This is a genomic window from Streptomyces sp. NPDC006326 (genome assembly GCF_040612915.1).
In the GTDB taxonomy this organism is placed as follows: Bacteria; Actinomycetota; Actinomycetes; order Streptomycetales; family Streptomycetaceae; genus Streptomyces.
The window spans coordinates 20,686-43,374 of record NZ_JBEXRC010000011.1 but is presented as its reverse complement, the minus strand read 5'-3'; the positions used below and the strand labels follow the sequence as shown (position 1 = coordinate 43,374).

The following is a 22,689-nucleotide window of genomic DNA, read 5'->3' as shown; positions in this document are numbered from 1 at the left end:
GAGCCCGAATCCAGAAACGCCACCATTCGCCACCCCTTTGAATGAACTCGCCACCGCCGGGGCGCGATTCACTTGACACGGAGGCGGAACGACCGGTTGGAAAGGAGTGCGCTCCGGGCGCGCGCGGCGAGGAGTGCGCCGTGCCGGTTCACCCGGGTCCGTGCGGTCATCCGGTCCCGCCCCCCGTCGTAACCACCGGCGCGTCCGACCCGTTGGAGGGGGCATGGGCATGGGCTTCACGATCGGCGGCAGCCGCAGCACCAAGGAGTTCCGATCCGGCTCCCGGCGGCGCGGCCGGACGTCGGAGTGCACGGCGGTGGCGGAGTACACGGGCCTGTGGGGCTGGGACGTGGTCCCCGGCGCCCGAGCCGCGGCCCCCGCCCGGGACTGCTCCTGCGGCCGTGCGCAGTGCGGCGCACCCGGGGCGCACCCGCTGCCCCTCGCGCCCACCGTCCCGGCGGGCGCCACCCTCGACGAGGTCACCCAGACCTGGGGCGAGTACCCGGGCGCGGCCGTCCTGCTGCCGGTGGGCCGCAGCTTCGACCTCATCGAGGTGTCCCAGGAGGCCGGGCGCCGGGCGCTGGTCCGGCTGGAGCGGATGGGTCTGCCGCTGGGTCCGGTCACCGCCACCCCGGACGGCCGCGCCCAGTTCTTCGTGGCCCCGGGCGCGGCGGCCGAGCTGCCGCAGCTGCTGTACCGGATGGGCTGGGACGACGCCGACCTGGACCTGCACGCGCAGGGGCTCGGCTCCTTCCTGACCGCGCCGCCGTCCGACCACGCCGGGCTGGGTCCGGTGAGCTGGCTGCGCCCGCCCGCGCTCGACGGCGCGGGCGGGCTGCCGCAGGCGCGGCTCCTGCTGGGCACCCTCGCCTACATCTGCCACCGCCTGCGCCGCTGATCCCCCGTGCATGCCGGTGCCCCCGTATCCGGCCGGACACGGGGGCACTGGCATGCGTACGAGGGCAGGGGCCCGGGTCAGTCGCCGATCAGGGCGTCGACGAAGGCCTCCGGCTCGAAGGGGGCCAGGTCGTCCGGGCCCTCCCCCAGGCCGACGAGCTTGACGGGGACGCCGAGCTCGCGCTGGACGGCGACCACGATGCCGCCCTTGGCGGTGCCGTCGAGCTTGGTCAGCACGATGCCGGTGATGTCCACGACCTCGGCGAAGACGCGGGCCTGGGTCAGGCCGTTCTGCCCGGTGGTGGCGTCCAGGACCAGCAGGACCTCGTCGAGCGGGCCGTGCTTCTCCACGACGCGCTTGACCTTGCCGAGCTCGTCCATGAGGCCGGTCTTGGTGTGCAGGCGGCCGGCGGTGTCGATGAGCACCACGTCGGCGCCCTCCGCGATGCCCTCCTTGACCGCGTCGTAGGCGATGGAGGCCGGGTCACCGCCCTCGGGACCCCGCACGGTCCGCGCGCCCACCCGCTCGCCCCAGGTCTGGAGCTGGTCGGCGGCGGCGGCGCGGAAGGTGTCGGCCGCGCCGAGCACCACGCTGCGGCCGTCGGCGACCAGCACGCGGGCCAGCTTGCCGGTGGTGGTGGTCTTGCCGGTGCCATTGACGCCGACGACCATCACCACGCCGGGGGTCTCGGTGCCGCTCTCGGTCTTCACCTCGCGGTCGAAGTCGGTGCCGACCAGGGTCAGCAGCTCCTCCTTCAGCAGCGCGCGCAGGTCCGCCGGGGTGCGGGTGCCGAGCACCCTGACCCGCTCGCGGAGCCGGTCCACCAGCTCCTGGGTGGGTGCGACACCGACGTCGGCGATGAGGAGGGTCTCCTCGACCTCCTCCCAGGTGTCCTCGTCGAGGTGCTCTCGGGAGAGCAGCGTGAGCAGGCCCTTGCCGAGCGAGTTCTGCGAGCGCGCGAGGCGCGCCCGGAGCCGTACGAGGCGGCCCGCGGTGGGCTCGGGCACCTCGATCGCGGGCGCGGGCGGGGCCGCGACGACCGGGTCCTCGACGGCGACCGGCGACTGGACGGCCGTCTCCGCGTCGGGGAGATCGACCTCCTCGATCGTGCGGCGGGGCTCTTCCGCCGTCGGTGCGGCGTCCTCCCCCACCTGCGGTTCGGCGGGCGGGGCAGTGATGGTCGGCGTGCTGGGCGGCGCCGGCGGCGGCAGCTGCTTCTTCTTGCGGCTGGCGACCACGAGCCCGCTGATCGCGCCGACCGCGACCAGGGCGATGACTACAGCAAGGATGAGGATGTCCATAACCCCACCAGTATCGGCCACGGGCGCCCCGGAGCCGGGTCCCCGGCGTTTCGGGCCGGCCCGTAAGTCGCTGTTTGGGGTTTTCGCGTGGAAGCGGTGATGATGGGCGACTCCCCCGTTTGGCCCCTTCCGCCCTGGAGTAGTGCATGCCTGCCGAGTCCGCCGAGCCCGTCGACGGAGCACTGGAGACCCGCGGCCTCGAACCCGTCCCGGACTCCGAGCGCGGTGGCCGGGTCCGCGAGCTCGTACCCACCTGGGTCGCCGCCAACATCAGCGTGCTGCTGCTGACCATGGGTGCGGGCCTGGTCATCTTCAACGGGCTCAACATCTGGCAGGTGCTGGTCGTCGCGATCGCCTCGCCGGTCGTCTCGTACGGGCTCGTCGGCCTGATCTCGATCGCCGGCAAGCGCGGCGGAGCCCCCGGCATGGCGCTCTCCAGGGCCGTGTTCGGGCAGCGCGGCAACCTCTTCCCCGGAGCGCTGATCTGGGTCGCCCGCTGGGGCTGGGAGACCATCAACGCGGTCAGCGGCGCGTTCGCCGTGCTCACGGTGCTGGACCTGCTGTGCGGAGTGAAGAAGAACACGCTTCTCGTCGTGGTCACCCTGCTGCTCTTCGTCGGGTGCACCTTCCTGGTCTCCGGGCTGGGCATCCGCGCGCTGCGCGTCTGCTCGACCTGGTCGACGTACCTGTTCGGCGCCTTCAGCGTGCTCGTGCTCGGCTACCTGGTCGTGGAGAGCGACTGGTCCGCCGTCTTCGCCAAGCCGGCCGGCTCGACGGCGATGATGGTCGCGGGGATCGGGACCATCGCCGCGGGCGGGATCAGCTGGGTCCCCTCCGGCCCGGACTTCACCCGCTACCTGCCGCGGACGGCCTCGGCCAGGAAGATGGTCGGCGCGACGGTCGGCGGCGCCGCAGTGGTCGTCATCCCGATGGTGCTGATGGGCGCGGTCATGGCCGTGGGCACCCCGGACCTGGCGAGCGCGCAGGACCCGGTCTCCTTCATCGGCAATCTTCTGCCCGTCTGGATCGCGGTCCCCTACCTGCTCATCGCGCTCGTCGGCATGCTGCTGATCAACTCGATGTCCATGTACTCGGCGGGCTTCACCGCGCAGACCCTCGGCATCCGGGTCCCGCGCGCCTGGGCCGTCAGTGTCAACGCCGTGATCAGCCTGGTGTTCGGCTTCCTGCTGATGGTGGTGGCCACCAGCTTCTTCGGATCGTTCATCTCCTTCCTGACCCTGCTGGCGGTGGCGTTCTCCGCGTGGATCGGCGTCTTCGGCGCGGACATGCTGCGCCGGACCCGGTACGACGCCGCCGCGCTGCTCGACACCACTGCCTCCAGCGCCTACTGGTACCGGGGCGGGTTCGCCTGGCAGGCCATGACCGCCTGGGGCCTGGCGCTGGTGGTGGGGCTGCTGTTCACCGAGGTCGACTGGTTCGGCGGGCCGCTCGCCGGCACCTGGGTGGGGCGCAACGGGCTGGGCTGGGCCGCCGGCATCCTCACCGCGGGTCTGCTGTACGCCGTACTGCCGCGCGCGGAGTCCGCCGCGCCGGCCGCCGACGCCGGGGCCGGGGAACCCGAGCCCGAGCCCGAGCCCGCCGGAAGCCTGTCCAACTGACGCGACGTCAGCTAACGTCCCCCTTCGCCCGCCCGCCCTCGTCCGGCGGCCTCGCGAAGGGGGACTTCCGCATGCCCGTCACCGTGGCCCGGTTCAATCTCGTCGACCCGAACGGCACGCCCGCCTCCCTCTCCGCCCGCTACAAGGCGGCGCTGGAGATGGCGCGGTACGCGGACGACCGGGGCATCGACACCGTCCAGACCGAGGAGCACCACGGCACCGGCAACAACTGGCTGCCCTCGCCCTTCGCCTTCGCGGGCGCGGTCTTCGGCGCGACCCGGCGGATCGCCGTCACCGTCTCGGCGGTCATCGGCCCGCTGTACGACCCGCTGAGGGCCGCCGAGGACATCGCGGTCCTCGACCTGCTCAGCGGGGGCCGCCTCGTCACCGTCGCGGGCATCGGCTACCGGCCGCAGGAGTACGAGCAGCACGGCGTCGCGTGGTCGCGGCGCGGCCGGCTCCAGGACGAGCTGCTGGAGACCCTGCTGAAGGCGTGGACGGGCGAGCCCTTCACCTACCGCGGCCGCACGGTGCGGGTCACCCCGACGCCGTTCACCCGGCCGCACCCGCTGCTCCTGGTCGGCGGCAGCTCCGAGGCGGCGGCCCGGCGGGCCGCCCGGCTCGGACTGCCGTTCTTCCCCAGTGCACACCTGCCGGAGCTGGAGGCGTACTACAACGCCAGGCTCGCGGAGTACGGGACGGAGGGGTTCTGCATGATGCCCGCGGCCGAGACCCCGCTGCTGCACATCGCCGAGAACCCGGACCGGGTGTGGGCGGAGCACGGGGAGTGTTTCCTGCACGAGGCGCAGACGTACGCCTCCTGGCAGTCCAAGGAGATCCGCAGCGCGGTACGGTCGGCCGCCCGCTCGGTGGCGGAACTGCGCGCGGAGGGCGTGTACCGGGTGCTGACCCCGGAGGAGGCGGTCGCCCACGCCCGAGGCGCGGGCGAGGCGGGGAACCTGGTCCTGCACCCGCTGTGCGGCGGGATGCCGCTGGACGAGGGCTGGCGCAGCCTGCACCTGTTGTGCGAACAGGTGCTGCCCCGGCTCAAGGAGTGAGCGGGGGCAGCACCTGCTGCGAGAGGAGAGGGGTGGTGGCGGGGATGGTTACCCCATCTCCTCCAACGCCTTGCCCTTCGTCTCCGGCACCCACTTGAGGATGAACGGGATCGAGAGCGCGGCGAAGACCGTGTAGATGACGTACGCCCCGGAGAGGTCCCAGTCGGACAGGCTCGGGAACGTCACGGTGATCAGCCAGTTGGCCACCCACTGGGCGGCGGCGGCGACGCCGAGCGCCGCCGCGCGGATGCGGTTGGGGAACATCTCGCCGAGCAGCACCCAGACCACCACGCCCCACGAGAGGGCGAAGAAGAGCACGAAGGAGTGCGCGGCGACCAGGGCGACCGTCCCCTGGGTGTCGGGCATGGAGATGTGGTCGCCCGTGCCCTCCTTGTACGAGAACGCCCAGGCGGCGAACCCGAGGGAGACCGCCATGCCGGCCGAGCCGATGAGCGCGAGCGGCTTGCGGCCGATCCGGTCGACGAAGATCATCGCGATCACCGTGCCGGCGATGTTGATGATCGACGTGGTGAAGGAGTAGAGGAACGAGCTGGTCGGGTCGATGCCGACGGACTGCCACAGCGAGGAGCTGTAGTAGAAGATCACGTTGATGCCGACGAGCTGCTGGAAGACCGACAGTCCGATGCCGACCCAGACGATGGGCAGGAAGCCGACGCGGCCCCCGAGGAGGTCGCGGAAGGTGGACTTGTGCTCGGAGCGCATGGCCAGGTCGATCTCGGCGACGCGTGCGTCGAGGTCGATCTTCGAGCCCTCGACCTCGCTCAGCACCTTCTTGGCCTCCGCCGTGCGGCCGACGGAGATGAGGAAGCGAGGGGACTCCGGGATCACGAAGGACATCAGCCCGTAGAGCACGGCCGGGACGACCATGACGCCGAGCATCCACTGCCAGGCTTCGAAGCCGCCGACCTTGCCGCGCTGCTCCCCGTCGGCGAGGTTCAGGATCCCCCAGTTGACGAGCTGCGAGACGGCGATGCCGATCACGATCGCGGCCTGCTGGAAGGAGGCGAGCCGGCCGCGGTAGGCGGCGGGGGACACCTCGGCGATGTAGGCGGGACCGATGACCGAGGCCATGCCGATGCCGAAGCCGCCGATGACCCGCCACATGGCCAGGTCCCAGAGGGCGAAGGGCAGGGCCGAGCCGATCGCGCTCGCCGTGAACAGCAGGGCGGCGATCTGCATGCAGCGGATGCGGCCGATCCGGTCGGCGATGCGGCCGGCGGTGGCTGCGCCCAGGGCGCAGCCGATCAGGGCGGCGGCGATGACCTGGGCCAGCGCCTCGGAGCCGATGTCGAAGCGCTCGCGGATGGCGACGACGGCGCCGTTGATCACGGAGCTGTCGTAGCCGAAGAGGAAGCCGCCCATCGCGGCCGCGGCGGTGATGAAGACGACGTGGCCGAGGTGGTCGGGATGGGCGGCCCGGCCGCCGCCCGGGGCCGGCGCCGAGGCCGTGCTGCTGCTGGTCAAGGTCTGCTCCTGCGTGCCCGGCTGCAGTGGCGGGCGGTGGGGTGGGTCGTGGGGGTGGGTCGTGGGGGCCCTTCCAGTGGCGCACAGGACAAGATCCGGCACCACCCGAAGGGATAAGGCAGCGGGAGCGAGCCTATGTGTTCAGTTCTTGAAGTCAATAGCTGAGGAGAACTTCAGCTGTCGAGGAATAAGTAAGGGATCCCGGGGCAGGCGCTTCATTTCTTGAACAGAGCAGGGGAACAGCGACCCGTGGGCCGGACGGAACCGTGTCAGCGCAGGCGCTGGCTGATGACCTTGGAGACCCCGTCGCCCTGCATGGAGACGCCGTAGAGCGCGTCCGCGACCTCCATGGTCCGCTTCTGGTGCGTGATGACGATCAGCTGGGAGCTCTCCTGGAGCTCCTCCATGATCCGGATCAGCCGCTGGAGGTTGGTGTCGTCGAGCGCGGCCTCGACCTCGTCCATGACGTAGAACGGGCTGGGCCGGGCCTTGAAGATGGACACCAGCAGCGCGACGGCGGTCAACGACCGCTCACCGCCCGAGAGCAGCGAGAGCCGCTTGACCTTCTTGCCGGGCGGGCGGGCCTCGACGTCCACGCCGGTGGTGAGCATGTGGTCGGGGTCGGTGAGGACCAGCCGGCCCTCGCCGCCGGGGAACAGCCGCGAGAAGACGCCCTCGAACTCCCGGGCGGTGTCCCGGTACGCCTCGGTGAAGACCTGCTCGACGCGCTCGTCGACCTCCTTCACCACCTGGAGCAGGTCGGCGCGGGTCTTGCGCAGGTCCTCCAGCTGCTCGCTCAGGAACCGGTGCCGCTCCTCCAGGGCGGCGAACTCCTCCAGGGCGAGCGGGTTCACCTTGCCGAGCTGCTGGTAGGCGCGCTCCGCGGCCTTGAGCCGCTTCTCCTGCTGGGCCCGTACGAAGGGACCGGGCCGGTTGCGCGGGTGCTCGGGATCGTCCGGCAGCTCCTCCCCGTCGGCGGGCGGGCTCGGCGGCACCGGCTGGTCGGGCCCGTACTCCGCCGTCAGGTCGGCCGCCTCGATCCCGAACTCCTCCAGGGCCCGGCCCTCCACCTGCTCGATGCGCAGCCGCTTCTCGGCGCCGAGGACCTCGCCGCGGTGCACGGAGTCGGTGAGCTTGTCGAGCTCGGCCTTGAGGTCGCGCCCGCGGGTGCGGGCCTCGCCGAGCTCCCGCTCGCGCAGGCCCTTGGCGTGTTCGGCGGCCGCGCGCTCCTGTTCGGCCCGGAGCAGCGACACCTCCAGGTGGGCGAGGAGCTGGCGGGCCCCGTCGCCGACGGCCCGGGCCACCTGGGCCTCGTGGCGCAGCCGTGCCCGGCGGCGCTCGGCGCGGGCGCGGGCCTCGCGTTCCGCCCTGGCGGCCCGGTCAAGTCCATCGGCCCGGCCGGCCAGCCCCTTGACCCGCTCCTCGTGCGTCCTGAGCTGGAGCCGGGCCTCCATCTCGGTCTGCCGGGCGTTGGCCCCGTCGGCGGCGAGCCGGTCGCGCACGGCGGTGTCCGGCTCGTCCTCCACCGGCATCTCCTCGGCGATGGCGAGCCGCTCGGCGCACTCCTCCACCTCCGCCAGCGCCTGCTCCAGGGCGTCCTGCGCCTTGGCCGCCGCGGTGGCGCTGCGCTCGGCCTCGCCCGCGGCGCCCTTCGCCTGTCCGGCGAGCCGGCCGAGCTGCTGGGCCACCCCGGCCCGGGCCTGCTCGGCGGCGCGCCGCCGCTCGCCCGTCTCCTCCACCTGCGCGGCGAGCCCGCGGCGCAGCGCGGCGGCCGACTCCCGGGCCTCGGCGAGGTCCCGGCACTCCTCGTCGAGCCGGGCCAGTTCGGCGGTGGCCTCGTCGACGGCGGCCTGTACCTCGATCAGGCTGGGCGCCCCGGCGGAACCGCCCTGCGCGTGGTGGGCACCGAGTACGTCTCCGTCGAGGGTCACGGCGACGAGCTCTGGTCGCTCACCGACCAGCGCCTCGGCCTCGGCGAGGTCCTGGACGACGACGTACTCCCGCAGCATGTGCGCCACGGCCGCCTCCAGCCCGCCGTCGCCCCGCACCACGGCTCCGACGGCGACGCCGGGCAGCCCCGGGGCGCCCGCCGGGCCCGTCCCGTGCGCGCCGCCCTGACCGGAGCCCGGCGCCCCGTCCGTGCGGGCGGTGCCCTGCCCCGGCACCATCGGCGCGGCCGCGCCCTCGACGGGTTCGCCTGCCGCGCCGAGCAGGCCGACCCGGCCCCCCACCGACGCCGAACGGTCACCCCCCACGGCTCCCACCCCGCCCCCGGCCGGCCCGTCATGACCACCCGAGACCGCCTGCCGGGCGGCAGGCCCGCCCAGGTGGTCGGCGCCGGGCACGACCGCATGGTGGGCGGCCGGCTCGGCGCCGGCGGGCCCGGCCGCGTGCCGGGTGACGGGCTGGGCCCGGTCGTCAGCGGCGGGCCCGCCCCCCTGGTGGGCAGCCGCGGGCTCGACCGCATACCCGGCGGCCGGCTCGGCCCGGTCGGCGGCGGCGGGCTCGCCATGGTGGGCAGCGGCCGGCTCGGCCCCGTCGGCGGCGGTGGGCTCGGCCGGGTGGGCGGGGTCGGGCGGCAGCGGGGCTGCGGCGATCAGGAAGGCGGCCTTGCCCGCGTCCGTGTCGCGCAGGTGGCGCATGGCCTCGGCCGCCGCCCCGGGCGAGGCCACCGCCAGCGCGTCCGCCGCGGAGCCGAAGGCCGCGGCCACCGCCGCCTCGTAGCCCGGGGCCACCGACAGGCGCTCCGCCGCAGGCCCCAGCAGGCCCGTCAACCGCTCCCGGGCCGCCAGGAGCGCTCCCGTGCCGTCCTTCCTGCGCAGCCCGAGCGCCAGCGCGTCCCGCCGGGCCGAGACCGCCGCCCGCGAGCGTTCGGCCGCGGCCAGGGCGTCCCGGGCCCCGCTCAGGGCGGCCTCCGCCTCGGCGAGCCCGGCCCGCGCCGTCTCGTACTCCTCGTCCGCCGAAGCGTCCTCCAGGCCGCCGACCTCCTCGGCCAGCGCTTCGTACTCCGCCTGCGCGGCGGCCGCCCGGGACTCCGCCTCGTCGCGCGCCGCCACGAGCCGGTCGATCTCGGCCTGCGCCGCACCGGCCCGGGACCGGGCCGCGCCCAGCCGTCCGGTCAGGCGGGCCAGGCCCTCACGCCGGTCGGCGATGGCCCGGGCCGCGTCCCGCAGCCGCCGCTCCTCCTCGGCGAGGGACCGCTCCAGCTCCGCCCGGTGCTCGACGGTGTCCTCCAGCGCGCGCGAGGCCGCCTCCAGAGCCGCCGTCAGCTCGGCCTCCTGCTCGCGGATCCGTGCGGCCTCGCGTTCCAGGTCCTCCGGGTCGCGGCCCCGCCGCTCCTCCTCCCCCGGAGCCGAGGCCGACTTGACCCGGGCATCGGCCAGGGACGCAGTCCCCCGTACCCGCTCGGCGAGCTGCGACAGCTCGTACCAGGTCTGCTGCGCCCGCTGGAGCCGCGGCGTCAGCTGCCTCACGGCCTCCTCCAGTTCGGCCTCGCGCCGCAGCGCGTCCGCGAGCTGGGCCTCGGCGGCCTCCTTGCGCTCCTTCAGCGCCGCCTCGTCCGCGATCTCCGCGTCCAGCGCGCCCCGCAGGGTGACCAGGTCGTCGGCGAGCAGCCGCAGCCGCGCGTCGCGCAGGTCGGCCTGGATCACGGCCGCCCGCCGGGCGACCGCGGCCTGCCGTCCCAGCGGCTTGAGCTGGCGGCGCAGCTCGTCGCCCAGGTCCTGTACGCGGGAGAGGTTGGCCTGCATCGCGTCCAGCTTCCGCAGCGCCTTCTCCTTGCGCTTGCGGTGCTTCAGCACCCCCGCCGCCTCCTCGATGAAGGCGCGGCGGCCCATCGGGTCGGCGTGCAGGACGGAGTCCAGCTGGCCCTGCCCGACGATGACGTGCATCTCGCGGCCGATGCCGGAGTCGGAGAGCAGCTCCTGGATGTCGAGCAGACGGCACGTGTCACCGTTGATCTGGTACTCGCTGCTGCCCCCGCGGAACATGATCCGCGTGATGGTGACCTCGGCGTACTCGATCGGCAGGGCGCCGTCGGAGTTGTCGATGGTCAAGGAGACCTCGGCCCGGCCGAGCGGCGGGCGGCCGGTGGTGCCGGCGAAGATGACGTCTTCCATCTTGCCGCCGCGCAGGGACTTGGCTCCCTGTTCGCCCATGACCCAGGACAGGGCGTCCACCACGTTGGACTTTCCCGAGCCGTTCGGCCCCACCACGCACGTGATGCCGGGCTCGAAGCGCAGGGTCGTTGCGGAGGCGAAGGACTTGAAGCCTCGCAGGGTCAGGGACTTGAGGTGCACGCCGCCGGACTCTACCTTTCACCTTCGGTTTCACCCATGAAGGTGCAGGGCACAACTGACGTCGAACGGAAAGCGGACGGAAAGAGAGAAGGGACGCCGAAGCGTCCCTTGCAGATCCTGCGGGGCTGGAATCGAGCGACGAGTGAGCGGATCAGGTGAGCGCAGGCTCCGCCTGGGGTACGTCGATGTCGATGCGGTCCAGCAGCGAGTCTCCGTGCTGAGCGGCGGCCGCGTTCAGCGCGTCGTTTTCGGACTGAATCCGTACGAGCTCGGACTCAAGGTCCTGGACGCGCTGCTGAAGCCGTCGCATCTCGGCGAGGAGTCGCGGGTCGGAACCGCCGACGTAACCGAGAAGCGCCTTTGCCATGATGGATGGTCCTCCACACTGAGTGACCGACCGAAGCGGTGTGGGTCGTGAGGGAATCGCACCCGCGGATGTCCGGCAGCGACTGTCAGTCACTGCACGCGTTCTCTTGCTAACACGCCTACTGCCAACACTGCCAAACAGCTCAGGTGCGCGGGGCTTCCAGCGTCTCACCAAAAAGTTTGACGGTCAACACGATCACGCCCCGTATCGGCGGGCAGCCCGGCTCACGCAAGGGACGTGGAGATCGTCCGCTGTTTCGAGCCTTCCACGGATCGCATCGCGCGGCAACGCGTCGACGGCGAACGTGCAGATCCGACCGTATGGGACCTGTCCGGCGATGTGATCAGTACATGATCAGCGGATCGCTCAGCGGATGTCGAAGCCGTCGTAGCCACCGCGCGGTGTGCCCCAGATCTCTGTCACTCCGTCGACGCTCCCGGGCGTGTCGCCGGACCGCAGCCAGTCGAGCAGCCGGTGGCAATTCTCACGTTGACCTTCCGCCACCACCTGCACTCGCCCGTCGTCGAGGTTGAGCGCGAATCCGGCGAGCCCTCCGATCTCCAGTGCATTGGCCCTGGTGAACCAGCGGAAGCCCACGCGCTGTACACGGCCGCGCACCCAGGCGGTCAGGCGGACATCTTCGTTCATGCGCGAACGCTAACCGGGCGGCCCCCTTCCGCCCGCATCGCCCCCCATGCCCCATGGCGTACAGTCGCGCACCAATGAACTCACCCATTTGGGTGAGTAAAGGATGATCTTCACCCGCCAGGAAGGGTACGCGCCGATGGGACGCCACCGACTCCCCGCCGAGCCGCGCCGCGCAGGCAAGGGCCGCACCGCCGCCCGCAACGGCCTGATCGGCATCTCGGTGGCCGTCGTCCTCGGCACGGCCGCCGTCACCACCGGCATGGTGCCGGTCGGCGGCTCCTTCCCCTACGTCGGGGTCGACGCCAGCGGCTCGGGCAGCAGGGCGGGGGCCAAGGCCTCGCCGACCCCCGTCTCCGCGGTGGAGCAGCAGGGCGGCCTCGCCAACCTGTCCGGCCGCGCCTCGTCCGCCCCCGCCGACCCGGCGAGCCCCTCTGCGTCGGCATCCCCCTCCCCTTCGGCCTCTCCCTCCCCTTCGGCCTCACCGAGCCCGTCCGCCTCGGCGACCCCCTCCGCCGCCGCCAAGGCGCCCGAGAAGCCCGCGGCCGCACCGGTGCCCCCCAAGCCGGCCGCACCCAAGCCGCCGGCCCCCCGGCCCGTGGCCCCGAAGCCCCCGGCCCCCAAGCCCCCGGCCCCGACTGCCCCGCCCGCCGGTGACGGCCACTCCGCCGAGGAGGCCGCCGTACTGGCCCTGGTCAACCAGGAGCGGGCCCAGGCCGGATGCGGTCCCGTCCGGGCGAACCCGCCGCTCGCGGCGCTGGCCGGAGCCTTCAGCAAGGACATGGCCACCCGGGGCTTCTTCGACCACACCGACCCCGACGGCAACAGCCCGTGGGACCGCGCCACCAAGGCGGGGCTCTCCGGCCTCGGCGGCGAGAACATAGCCCGGGGGCAGGGTGACGCCGCGGCGGTGATGAACGCGTGGATGAACAGCCCCGGCCACCGGGCGAACATCCTCAACTGCGAGTTCCGCACCCTGGGCGTCGGCGCGTACTTCGCGGACGGCGGCCCGTGGTGGACGCAGGACTTCGGCTTCTGACCGGCCGACCGAAGCGGCCAGCGCTAACCATTCGAAAGCGCACACTGTCGGTCAGCGCTGTGCGCAGCTAAGCTGGCGGCATGGAGACCGACCTGCCGGAGACCGCCACGCTCCCCGCCGCGCTGCCCTTCGACGCCTTCGCGCGCGCGTGCCCGTCCCGGCAGACCCTGGAACACGTCACCGGACGTTGGGGCAGCCTCACCGTGGGCGCCCTGCGCGGGGGCTCCTGCCGCTTCAACGAGCTGCGCCGCAAGGTCGACGGGGTCAGCGAGAAGATGCTCTCCCAGACGCTGCAGGCCCTGGAGCGCGACGGCATCGTGCACCGGGAGGCGCAGCCGACGAATCCGCCGCGGGTGGACTACGAGCTGACCCCGCTCGGCATCGAGGTCGCCGACCGGCTGCTCGCCCTCATCCACTTCCTGGAGGGGAGCATGCCGCAGGTGCTCGATTCCCGCGCCTCCTACGACGCCGGGCGCGGGGGCCGCTGACAGCGCGGGCAGAAGTAGCTGGAGCGGTTCATCCAGGGCCGCCGCCGCATCGGCGTACCGCAGCGCCGGCAGGGCTCGTCCTCCCGCCCGTAGGCGTCGAGCGAACGGTCGAAGTAGCCGGACTCGCCGTTCACGTTGACGTAGAGGCTGTCGAAGCTGGTGCCGCCGACGTCGAGGGCGGCCTTCATGACGTCCCGGACATGGCCGAGGAGTTCCGTGCTCCGGGGGCGCGTGAGGGTGGCGGTGGGGCGCTCGTAGTGCAGCCTGGCCCGCCACAGCGCCTCGTCGGCGTAGATGTTGCCGACCCCGCTGATCAGCGACTGGTCGAGCAGGGCCCGCTTGACGGTGGTCCGCTTGGCGCGCAGGGCGAGGTGGTAGGCGGCTTCGTCGAAGAGGGGGTCCAGGGGGTCCCGGGCGATGTGCGCGATGACGTCGGGCAGGCCCTCGGCGCTGCCGGCGACGCTCTCGTGGAGCGACAGGCCGCCGAAGGTGCGCTGGTCCACGAAGCGCAGCTCGGTGCCGGTGTCGTCCTGGAACCGCACCCGGATGCGCAGGTGCTTCTCGTCGGGGGCGTCCTCGGGCTGGACGAGGAGCTGCCCGCTCATGCCGAGGTGCCCGAGGACGGAGAGGTCCCGCCCCTCCAGGGGCAGCCAGAGGTACTTGCCCCGGCGCCGCGGTATGCCGATGGTCTGCCCCTTGAGGCGCGCGGCGAAGTCGGCGCCTCCGGCCGGGTGCCGCCGCACGGCCCGCGGGTGCAGCACCTCGACGGCGTCCACCGTCCGCCCGGCCACCCAGCGCTCCAGACCCCGCCGCACGACCTCTACTTCGGGCAGCTCGGGCACGGCGGTCTCCTCCACGGCGGTGCGTACATCTGGCACCGCCGAGCCTACCGGCCGGCCCGCGGGGCCCGGGAAACCCGAGCGCCCGCCCCTGCACGGCAGGGGCGGGCGCAGGTCCCGAAGGAAGGGTCAGACGCTCGGCGTCGGGTCGGTGGGTGTCGGCGCCCCACCGTCCTCGGCCACGGCCTCGGTGCCGGCCGCAGCCGCCACCGGGGCCTGAGCGGCGCCCGCGGCCGCGGCTTCCGCCGCGATCCGCTCGTCCGCCGCGGCACGGATCCCGCGCCACGCGGACTCCGCCGCCTGCTGTTCCGCTTCCTTCTTGCTGCGGCCGGTGCCGGTGCCGTACGAGACACCACCGACGCGGGCGGCAGCAGTGAAGGTCTTCTCGTGGTCCGGACCGGTCTCGGTGACCAGGTACTCCGGCACGCCGAGCCCCTCGGCCGCCGTGAGCTCCTGGAGGCTGGTCTTCCAGTCCAGGCCCGCGCCGAGGTTCGAGGACTTCTCGATGAGCGGGTCGAAGAGCCGGTGCACCAGCTCCGAGGCCGCTTCGAGGCCCTTGTCGAGGTAGACCGCGCCGATCACCGCTTCCAGGGTGTCGGCCAGGATGGAGGCCTTGTCCCGGCCGCCCGTGCCCTCTTCGCCCCGGCCGAGCCGGATGAAGGAGCCGAGGTCGAGGCCGCGTCCGACCTCCGCCAGTGCACGCGAGTTGACCACCGCGGCCCGCAGTTTGGCCAGCTGGCCTTCCGGCAGGTCGGGGTGGGTGGTGTACAGCGTGTCGGTGACCACCAGGCCGAGTACGGAGTCCCCGAGGAACTCCAGGCGCTCGTTGGTGGGCAGACCGCCGTTCTCGTACGCGTACGAGCGGTGGGTCAGCGCACGCACCAGAAGGGCGGACTCAAGTCGATACCCGAGCCGCCCTTCCAGAAGCGTGTGGGACGAGGCCGCGTTGTTACTGTCTGCCTGCTTCTCAGCGTTGGACAGCTCAGACATTGCGCCTCTCACCAGCCGCTCAGACCTCGAGGACCTGGCGCTTGTTGTAGGTGCCGCAGCTCGGGCACGCGATGTGCTGGAGCTTCGGCTCCTGGCAACGCTCACACGAAACCAGGGTGGGGACCGCAGCCTTCCACTGCGACCGGCGGTGGCGCGTGTTGCTGCGCGACATCTTCCGCTTCGGAACAGCCACGGCTACTTCTCCTGCTTCTCGGCGGCGCTCTGAACGTCGTCAGATGCAGTGCCGCTCATGTTGTCCTTCTCGTCGTCCTGATCGGTCACGACGAGTTCCTGCAAAGCCGCCCAACGGATGTCGACGGCGTCGTGGTGGTGGTCCGGGTCGTCGTTCAGACCGGCCCCGCATTCGGGGCACAGTCCGAGACAGTCCTCCCGGCACACCGGCTGCAGCGGCAGTGCGAGCACCACCGCGTCGCGCAGCACGGGTTCGAGGTCGAACAAGCCGTCCTCTAGGAAGAGCCTGTCCTCGTCGTCCTCGGCGTCGTCGGCCGGCTCCGCGTGAGCGCGGCCCCGGTCGTCGGCGTCAGGGTACGAGAACATCTCCTGGAAGTCCGCGTCGAGCTTGCGCTCCACGGCCTCCAGACACCTTACGCACTCCCCTTCGGCCGATGCACGGACGGTGCCTGTGACAAGCACCCCTTCCATGACCGACTCAAGGCGGAGTTCGAGCTTCAGGGGGGCGCCTTCCGGCACTCCGATGACCCCGGCGAGACCGAGGTCCGCCGGAGCGGGGATCTCGCGGGACAGCCGCTGCATGGCACCAGGACGCCGACCCAGCTCGTGCGTGTCGAACACGAGGGGGTTGCGGTGGTCGAGGCGGGTGTTCAGGGCCGTTCCTGCTTTCACAGTTCGCTGAAGATCAAAGATTCCGCCGCTTGAGGGCAGCATGGATCGCGGTGCATACGCGCGACCGAAGGGCCAGGATACCCGGCCCTTCGCCCAGAGCCCAATCCGGTGCTAGCGGCCCTGCTCGTACTGGCGCAGCTGCTCCAGGTTGATCATGCTCGTGTCGAAGAAGCTGGTCTCGTCGAGCGCGGGCTGCTGCGGCTGGACCGGCTGCTGGGGCGGGTAGGCCGCGTAGGGGTCGGGGTGCTGGGCCTGCTGCTCGTAGGCCATCGCGTAGGGGTCGGGCTGCTGGGCCTGCTGCTGGTAGGCGTAGGGGTCCTGGTAGCCGTACGCGTCCTGCTGCCCGGCCTGCTGCGGCTGCGGGTAGCCGTACGCGTCGTACGCGGGCTCCGGCTGGGCCTGCGCCGGGATCACCGGGGCCACCGGGCTCTCCGGCTCCGCCAGGCCAGCCAGGAAGTCCGCGTCGCTGGCCGAGCGCGACTGCGGGGCGCCCGCCGCGTCCTGGGCCGCCATGTGGGCGCCGAGGTCGTCCGTGGGCACCCGGCCCAGGAGCTTCTGCCGGCCGCGGCCGACCGCCTCCAGGGTCTTGGAGAGCACCGCCTCGAAAGTCGCCAGCTTGCTGTCGACGTACGCGTCCGCCTGCTGCCGCTGCGTCTCGGGGTCGTGGCTGCGCTCGGGCGCCTCCGCGTCCGGATAGCCCTGCTCGTCCAGGCCGGGGCCGCGGCCCAGCAGCTTCTCGCGGCCGCGGTCCACCGAGCCGATGGTCTTGGTGAGGACGACCTCGAAGTTCGCGAGCTTGCTGTCGACGTAGTCGTCGGCCTCGGCCCGGATCTCCTCGGCCTCCCGGCGGGCGTCCGCCAGGATCCGGTCCGCCTCGTCCTGTGACCGGCGCGCGATCTCGGTGTCGGAGATCAGGGAGCCGCGCTGGGCGTGCGCGGACTCGATGATCCGCTCCGCCTCCCGGCGGGCCTCCTCGACCATCTGCTCCCGGCCGCCGATGAGCTCCTGCGCCTGGGCGAGCGAGCCGGGCAGCGCCTGGCGCACCTCCTCAAGCTGGGCCAGCAGCTCCGCGCGGTTGATCACGCAGGAGGCCGACATGGGCATGGACCGGGCGCTGCCGACGGCCGCGACGATCTCGTCGAGCTTCTTCTGCACGTCCATGGGGGCTCGCACTCTCTCGGCCTCGGGGCGGTTCCTGAGACGGACGGGACGACTGTAAGGCCACCGGCGGGGCGCCCGACACCGACTGACGCCCCGTCAGCCGGTCAGCGGTTCGCCAGGCGCTCGGTCAGCGCCGCGTGCACGTGCGGCGGCAGCAGGTGGGCGACGTCGCCGCCCCAGGCGGCGACCTCCTTGACCAGGGAGGAGGACAGGAAGCTGTAGGTGGGGTTGGTCGGCACGAACAGCGTTTCCACACCCGAGAGGCCCATGTTCATCTGGGCCATCTGCAGCTCGTAGTCGAAGTCGCTGACGGCGCGGAGCCCCTTGACGATGGCGGGGATCTCGCGCTGCTTGCAGAAGTCGACGAGCAGTCCGTGGAAGGACTCGACCTCGACGTTGCCGTAGCCGGCGGTCGCCTCGCGGATCAGCTCGATCCGCTCCTCGACGGTGAACAGCCCCTGCTTGGACTGGTTGATCATCACGGCGACGTGCACGACGTCGTAGAGCCTGGAGGCCCGGCCGATGATGTCGAGGTGTCCGTTGGTGATGGGGTCGAATGACCCGGGACAGACGGCGCGGCGCAACTTGGGTCCCTCGCTCTCCGGTGCGGTCTTCATGAATCTTCGCCGGTGAAGGCGGCGCGACCGTACCAAAGGGTGCCCTCGCCGTATTTCCTGGAGCGGAGCGGCTCGAACCCCTCGGGCCACGGGAACGGACCGCTCCTCGTACCGCGCTCCACGGTGACGAGCGCATCGCCGGTGAGCCAGCCATTGGACCGGAGTGTGAGCAGGATCTCGCCAAGATCGTCGTGGCCGACGGCGTAGGGCGGGTCCAGGAAGACCACGTCGTACGGGTCCCCGGCCGCTGCCGCCGCCACGATCTGCTCGGCCTTGCCGGCCCGGAATTCGGCGCCGGGCAGGCCCAGCGCCCTGATGTTGTCCCGGATGGCCTTCGCGGCCTTGGGGTCGGTCTCGACGAGCAGGGCGTGGGCCGCGCCGCGGGAGAGGGCCTCCAGGCCGACGGCGCCGGATCCGGCGTACAGGTCGAGCACCCGTGACCCCGCGACGCCGTGCAGGGACTCCCAGGTGGAGAAGAGGCCTTCGCGCATCCGGTCCGAGGTCGGCCGGGTACCGGTGCCCGGGGGCACGGTCAGCCGTCGCCCGCCGGCACTGCCGGCGATCACGCGGGTCATCTGGGGTCCTTCGGTCACGGGGTACTGACGGGTACTGCGGTACTGCGGCTCCCACGATAGGTCGTGCCGCCGCGGGCCGTACCGCTCAGCCCTTCTCCAGGTACTGCTCGCGTTCGGTGTCGAGCAGGGCGTCGAGCGCGGCCTTCAGGCCGGGCAGCCGCTCCAGCTCCGGGTCCGCGGCGACCACGCGGGTGGCCTCCTCCCGGGCCTGGGCGATGATCTCCTCGTCCTCGATGACGGCGAGCATGCGCAGCGAGGAGCGGACGCCCGACTGGGCCTGGCCGAGCACATCGCCCTCGCGGCGCTGCTCCAGGTCGATCCGGGAGAGCTCGAAGCCGTCGAGGGTGGCGGCGACGGCGGCGAGCCGGGCCCGGGCCGGACTGGCCTCGTGCATCTCGCTGACCAGCAGGCACAGGCCGGGTGCGGAGCCCCGGCCGACGCGGCCGCGCAGCTGGTGGAGCTGGGAGACGCCGAAGCGGTCGGCGTCCATGATGACCATGACCGTGGAGTTGGGGACGTTCACCCCGACCTCGATGACGGTGGTGGCGACCAGGACCTTGACCTCGCCGGCGGCGAAGCGACGCATCACCTCGTCCTTGTCGGCCGGGTCCATCCGGCCGTGCAGCACCTCGACCGCGAGTCCGGCGAGCGGGCCGCGGACCAGCTGCTCCGCGATGTCGAGGACGGCCAGCGGCGGCCGCTTCTCGGCCTCGTCCTCGGCGGAGGGCTTCTTCTTCGGCTCGTCGTCCCCGTCGCCGATGCGCGGGCACACCACGTACGCCTGGTGGCCGTTCTCCACCTCCTCGCGGACCCGCTCCCAGGCCCGGGCCAGGAAGTGCGGTTTGTCCTTGGCGGGCACCACGTGGGTGGCGATAGGCGAGCGCCCGGCGGGCAGCTGGTCGAGGACGGAGGTCTCCAGGTCGCCGAAGACGGTCATCGCCACGGTGCGGGGAATCGGGGTCGCCGTCATCACCAGCAGGTGCGGCGGCTGTTTGCCCTTCGAGCGCAGCGCGTCGCGCTGCTCCACGCCGAAGCGGTGCTGTTCGTCGACGACGACCAGGCCGAGGTCGTGGAACTGCACCTTGTCCTCGATGAGCGCGTGCGTGCCGATCACGAGGCCGGCCTCGCCGGTGACCAGGTCGAGCAGGGCCTGGCGGCGGGCGGCCGTCCCCATGGAGCCGGTGAGCAGCACCACCTTGGTGCCCCGGTCGGAGCCGCCGAGCATGCCGGCTTCTGCGAGGTCGCCCATCATCTCGGTGATGGAGCGGTGGTGCTGCTGGGCGAGCACCTCGGTGGGGGCGAGCATCGCGGCCTGCCCGCCGCTGTCCACGACGGCGAGCATGGCGCGCAGCGCGACCATGGTCTTCCCGCTGCCGACCTCGCCCTGGAGGAGGCGGTGCATGGGGTGCTCGGTGGCCAGGTCGTCGAAGATCTCCTTCGAGACCGTCTGCTGGCCTTCGGTGAGGGTGAAGGGCAGCTTGGCGTCGAAGGCGTCGAGCAGGCCGCCCGGGGAGGGCCGGCGCGGGACCGCGGGCAGCAGGGAGTCGGCGTGCCGGCGGCGGGCCAGGGCGGCCTGGAGGACGAACGCCTCGTCCCATTTCAGCCGCCGGCGGGCGTCCTCGACGTCGGCCTTGGCGGCGGGCCGGTGGATCTTCAGCAGGGCCTCGGTGAGCGGGATCAGGGCCCGGTCGTCGCGCAGCGCACCGGGCAGCGGGTCCACGGCCTCGCGGGCGCGGGGCAGGACCGCGTCCACGGCCTTGGAGATCTTCCAGGACTCCAGCTGCTTGCAGGCCGGGTAGATCGGGATGAGCTGGTTGGCGAAGGCGGCCGCCGCGTCGGACTCCCCGGCCTCGGCGCCCAGCGGCTCGTACGCGGGGTGGGCCAGCTGGAGCTTGCGGTTGAACAGGGAGACCTTGCCGGCGAACATCGCGCGGGTGCCGGGCAGCAGCTCCTTGTGCGGTTTGTGGACGCCCGCGCCGAAGAAGACCAGTTGGAGCCGGCCGCTGCCGTCGGTGATGGTCACCTCCAGGCGTTTTCCGCGGCCGCCGTTGAAGGTCAGGATCCGGGCGTCGGCGACCTGGGCGACGACCGTCACGTGCTCGTCGATCTGGTCGGCGAGCTCGGTCAGAGAGGTCAGCTCCCCGCGCTCGGCGTACCGCCGCGGATAGTGGTGGAGCAGGTCCAGGACCGTGTGCAGGCCGAGCTGCTCGGCCAGCACCTTGGCGGTGGCGGGGCCGAGCGTCTTCTTGAGGTCTTCGTCGAGCGCGGGCACGTGTTCATTGCACACCATGGCACCGACAAGTCCGCTATTCGACTCCGATGAGCAGGGGCGCCGAGTACCGCCCGCCCCGGTAGGTGACGGTGTCCACCGCCAGGTGCCCGTGCTGTACGTGGGCCTCCAGGCGGGCGGCGAGGGTGTCGGGCACCTCGGGGCCGAGGACCAGGGTGACCAGTTCGCCGCCGGAGCCCAGCATGCGGTCCAGGACCGCCTCGGCGGTCTCGGACAGGCCGGAGCCGATGACGGCGACGTCGCCGTCGATGAGCCCGAGCACGTCCCCGGCCTGGCAGATGCCCGCGGAGGTGAAGGACTGCCGTTCGGCCACGGCGAGTTCCCCGTAGCGGGTGGCGCCGGCCGCCGCGGTCATGGCGACGACGTCCTCGTCGAAGCCGGCGTCCGGGTCGTGGACGGCGAGGGCGGCCAGGGCCTGGACCGCGGACCGGGTGGGGATCACGGCCACGCGGACCCCGTCGGCGCGGGCCTGTTCGGCAGCGGCGGCCGCGGCCGCGCGCTGTTCGGCGCCTCCGGGCAGCAGCACCACCTCGCGGGCGTGGGCGCGCCGGACGGCCTCGGCCAGTTCGGCGGCATCGGGCGCCTCGCCGGCGCGGACGAGGACGGTGGTGGCGCCGGCCTCCTCGCACAGCACGGCCAGTCCCTCGCCCGGGACCACGGCGACCACGGCCCGCTGGGCGCGTTCGCCGCGCGCCCGGCGCCGCTCGTCGCCGAAGTGGGTGATGCGGATCCGGTAGGGCCGCCCGGCGACCACGCCGGCCTCCACGGCCGCGCCGGGGTCGTCGACGTGCACGTGCACGTTCCACAGCCCGTCGCCGCCGACCACCACGAGGGAGTCCCCGAGTCCGTCGAGACGGGCCCTCAGCTCGGCCACGGCCGGTTCGGCCGCCTCCAGCAGGTAGATCACCTCGTACGCGGGCCCGCCGTGCTCCTGCGCGTCGCAGGGCTGCGGCGTCTGCGGTACGGGCACGGCCCGGCCGCGGATCGCCTCGGGGGCGGGGGCCTGGCCGGACAGCGCCTGCCACAGGGCGCCCAGGACGGCGACCAGCCCGCTGCCCCCGGCGTCGACCACCCCGGCCCGGCCCAGCTCGGCCAGCTGCCGAGGGGTCTCGGCGAGGGCGGTGCGGGCTCCGTCGTAGGCGGCCCGGGCCACGTCGGCGGTGCTGCCGGCGGAGGCCGCGGCGGCTTGGCCGGCCCGTGCCGCCGCGGCGGCGACGGTGAGCATGGTGCCCTCGACGGGGTGCGCGACCGCCTCGTACGCCTCCTCGGCGGCCCGGGTCAGCGCCTCGGCCAGCAGCCTGGCCGGTCCGCGGTCGCCGGGCTCGTCGCCCAGCACGTCGGCCACGCCGCGCAGCAGCTGGGCGAGGATCGTCCCGGAGTTGCCCCGCGCGCCTATGAGGGCGCCGTGCGCGTACGCCCGTACCGCCTCGGCGAGGGAGGGCTTCGGGGGCCCCGACTCCGGTGCGGCCCCGCTCACGTCCGCGGGGGCGCCGGTGAAGGCGTGTGCGACCGCGCGGTGCGCGGATTCCGCGGTGAGGTGGAGGTTGGTGCCGGTGTCCGCGTCCGCGACGGGGTAGACGTTGATCGCGTCGATGTCCTCGCGCGCCCGGCCCAGCGCGGCCACGGCCAGGGAGCTCCAGGTGCGCACCGCTTCGGCGTCGAGCTCGTCGGCGGGCTGCGGCTGCGGCTCGTGCGGCACCGGGCGTTCCTCCTCGTGCGGGCCAGGGTTCACCGCAGGGTAACCAAGGGCGGGCCGGTCGCCGGGACCGCGGGCGGGCCCGGCGGCGGCCATGGTAGTTTTCTTGGACGGGAGCAGTCGTTGTATGCTGCTCCGGTTGCCCGATGAAAGTCGGGCCATTCCCCCGGCAAACCACTTCAGATCTCTGATCCGGTGCGCCGGATTTCACTGTAAGTGCATCTGAAGTCTTTGGAGTGACCTGTGGCTGCCAACTGCGACGTTTGCGGCAAGGGGCCGGGCTTCGGCAACAACATCTCGCACTCGCACCGCCGTACGTCCCGTCGCTGGAACCCGAACATCCAGCGCGTCCGTGCCGTGGTCAGTGGGACGCCGAAGCGCCTCAACGCCTGCACCTCGTGCATCAAGGCCGGCAAGGTCTCGCGCTGACGCCTCCCGTCGTCGTAGCGCAGCCCTTTC

At 72.7% G+C, this 22,689-nt stretch carries 20 protein-coding genes; 6 read left to right on the top strand and 14 right to left on the bottom strand.

Annotated elements, in window-relative coordinates; genetic code table 11:
- The first annotated feature begins 229 nt into the window (after positions 1-229).
- Positions 230-898: a bifunctional DNA primase/polymerase gene (locus tag ABZ128_RS11670; RefSeq protein WP_356847718.1), complete on the top strand. Its 669-nt coding sequence runs from the start codon at positions 230-232 to the stop codon at positions 896-898.
- Between the two features lie 77 nt (positions 899-975).
- Here ABZ128_RS11670 and ftsY read toward each other — a convergent pair whose 3' ends face one another.
- The gene (ftsY, locus tag ABZ128_RS11665) at positions 976-2,199 is read right to left on the bottom strand and encodes a signal recognition particle-docking protein FtsY (protein ID WP_356847717.1); all 1,224 of its coding nucleotides are present in this window, start codon (positions 2,197-2,199) and stop codon (positions 976-978) included.
- A gap of 146 nt (positions 2,200-2,345) precedes the next feature.
- On the opposite strand from ftsY, the gene ABZ128_RS11660 reads away from it, so the two are divergent.
- Complete coding sequence (locus ABZ128_RS11660; protein WP_356847716.1) at positions 2,346-3,818, top strand: cytosine permease; 1,473 nt, start codon at positions 2,346-2,348, stop codon at positions 3,816-3,818.
- A gap of 71 nt (positions 3,819-3,889) precedes the next feature.
- Positions 3,890-4,876: an LLM class flavin-dependent oxidoreductase gene (locus ABZ128_RS11655; protein ID WP_356847714.1), complete on the top strand. Its 987-nt coding sequence runs from the start codon at positions 3,890-3,892 to the stop codon at positions 4,874-4,876.
- 48 nt (positions 4,877-4,924) lie between these two features.
- Here ABZ128_RS11655 and ABZ128_RS11650 read toward each other — a convergent pair whose 3' ends face one another.
- From ABZ128_RS11650 to ABZ128_RS11635, 4 genes are all read right to left on the bottom strand, one after another.
- Positions 4,925-6,361, bottom strand: coding sequence for a sugar porter family MFS transporter (locus ABZ128_RS11650; RefSeq protein WP_356847712.1), 1,437 nt, complete (start codon positions 6,359-6,361; stop codon positions 4,925-4,927).
- A gap of 269 nt (positions 6,362-6,630) precedes the next feature.
- Positions 6,631-10,659, bottom strand: coding sequence for an AAA family ATPase (locus ABZ128_RS11645; protein ID WP_356847711.1), 4,029 nt, complete (start codon positions 10,657-10,659; stop codon positions 6,631-6,633).
- Positions 10,660-10,810: 151 nt separating this feature from the next.
- A complete protein-coding gene (locus ABZ128_RS11640; protein ID WP_030162422.1) occupies positions 10,811-11,026 on the bottom strand; it encodes a hypothetical protein in 216 nt (71 codons plus the stop codon).
- 366 nt (positions 11,027-11,392) lie between these two features.
- Positions 11,393-11,674 carry an acylphosphatase gene (locus tag ABZ128_RS11635; RefSeq protein WP_356847709.1) on the bottom strand — a complete coding sequence of 94 codons (282 nt, stop codon included), beginning with the start codon at positions 11,672-11,674 and terminating at the stop codon, positions 11,393-11,395.
- Positions 11,675-11,810: 136 nt separating this feature from the next.
- Here ABZ128_RS11635 and ABZ128_RS11630 point away from each other — a divergent pair, with 136 nt between their 5' ends.
- Both ABZ128_RS11630 and ABZ128_RS11625 read left to right on the top strand, forming a co-directional pair.
- Complete coding sequence (locus tag ABZ128_RS11630) at positions 11,811-12,710, top strand: CAP domain-containing protein (RefSeq protein WP_356847708.1); 900 nt, start codon at positions 11,811-11,813, stop codon at positions 12,708-12,710.
- 80 nt (positions 12,711-12,790) lie between these two features.
- A complete protein-coding gene (locus ABZ128_RS11625) occupies positions 12,791-13,198 on the top strand; it encodes a helix-turn-helix domain-containing protein (protein WP_356847706.1) in 408 nt (135 codons plus the stop codon).
- Here ABZ128_RS11625 and mutM read toward each other — a convergent pair.
- The 9 genes from mutM to ABZ128_RS11580 all read right to left on the bottom strand — a co-directional run bounded on the left by mutM (position 13,171) and on the right by ABZ128_RS11580 (position 22,233).
- A complete protein-coding gene (gene mutM, locus ABZ128_RS11620; protein ID WP_356847848.1) occupies positions 13,171-14,040 on the bottom strand; it encodes a bifunctional DNA-formamidopyrimidine glycosylase/DNA-(apurinic or apyrimidinic site) lyase in 870 nt (289 codons plus the stop codon). The genes ABZ128_RS11625 and mutM overlap by 28 nt on opposite strands.
- A 126-nt stretch (positions 14,041-14,166) precedes the next feature.
- Complete coding sequence (gene rnc / locus ABZ128_RS11615; RefSeq protein ID WP_356847704.1) at positions 14,167-15,027, bottom strand: ribonuclease III; 861 nt, start codon at positions 15,025-15,027, stop codon at positions 14,167-14,169.
- A gap of 19 nt (positions 15,028-15,046) precedes the next feature.
- Positions 15,047-15,220: a 50S ribosomal protein L32 gene (gene rpmF / locus ABZ128_RS11610; protein WP_003965982.1), complete on the bottom strand. Its 174-nt coding sequence runs from the start codon at positions 15,218-15,220 to the stop codon at positions 15,047-15,049.
- 2 nt (positions 15,221-15,222) lie between these two features.
- Positions 15,223-15,933, bottom strand: a complete 711-nt coding sequence (locus ABZ128_RS11605; protein WP_356847703.1) for a DUF177 domain-containing protein — start codon at positions 15,931-15,933, stop codon at positions 15,223-15,225.
- Positions 15,934-16,002: 69 nt separating this feature from the next.
- Positions 16,003-17,052 carry an ATP synthase F0 subunit B gene (locus ABZ128_RS11600; RefSeq protein ID WP_356847701.1) on the bottom strand — a complete coding sequence of 350 codons (1,050 nt, stop codon included), beginning with the start codon at positions 17,050-17,052 and terminating at the stop codon, positions 16,003-16,005.
- A 104-nt stretch (positions 17,053-17,156) separates the two neighbouring features.
- Positions 17,157-17,636, bottom strand: a complete 480-nt coding sequence (gene coaD / locus ABZ128_RS11595; RefSeq protein ID WP_356847846.1) for a pantetheine-phosphate adenylyltransferase — start codon at positions 17,634-17,636, stop codon at positions 17,157-17,159.
- 29 nt (positions 17,637-17,665) lie between these two features.
- Entirely contained in the window at positions 17,666-18,262 is a 597-nt protein-coding gene (rsmD, locus tag ABZ128_RS11590; RefSeq protein ID WP_356847699.1) for a 16S rRNA (guanine(966)-N(2))-methyltransferase RsmD, read from the bottom strand.
- A gap of 67 nt (positions 18,263-18,329) precedes the next feature.
- Positions 18,330-20,534, bottom strand: coding sequence for an ATP-dependent DNA helicase RecG (recG, locus tag ABZ128_RS11585; RefSeq protein WP_356847698.1), 2,205 nt, complete (start codon positions 20,532-20,534; stop codon positions 18,330-18,332).
- A 16-nt stretch (positions 20,535-20,550) separates the two neighbouring features.
- Positions 20,551-22,233 carry a DAK2 domain-containing protein gene (locus tag ABZ128_RS11580; RefSeq protein WP_356847845.1) on the bottom strand — a complete coding sequence of 561 codons (1,683 nt, stop codon included), beginning with the start codon at positions 22,231-22,233 and terminating at the stop codon, positions 20,551-20,553.
- A 240-nt stretch (positions 22,234-22,473) separates the two neighbouring features.
- Between ABZ128_RS11580 and rpmB the strand changes: the two genes are divergently transcribed.
- Entirely contained in the window at positions 22,474-22,659 is a 186-nt protein-coding gene (rpmB, locus tag ABZ128_RS11575; protein WP_064070327.1) for a 50S ribosomal protein L28, read from the top strand.
- Positions 22,660-22,689 lie beyond the last annotated feature (30 nt).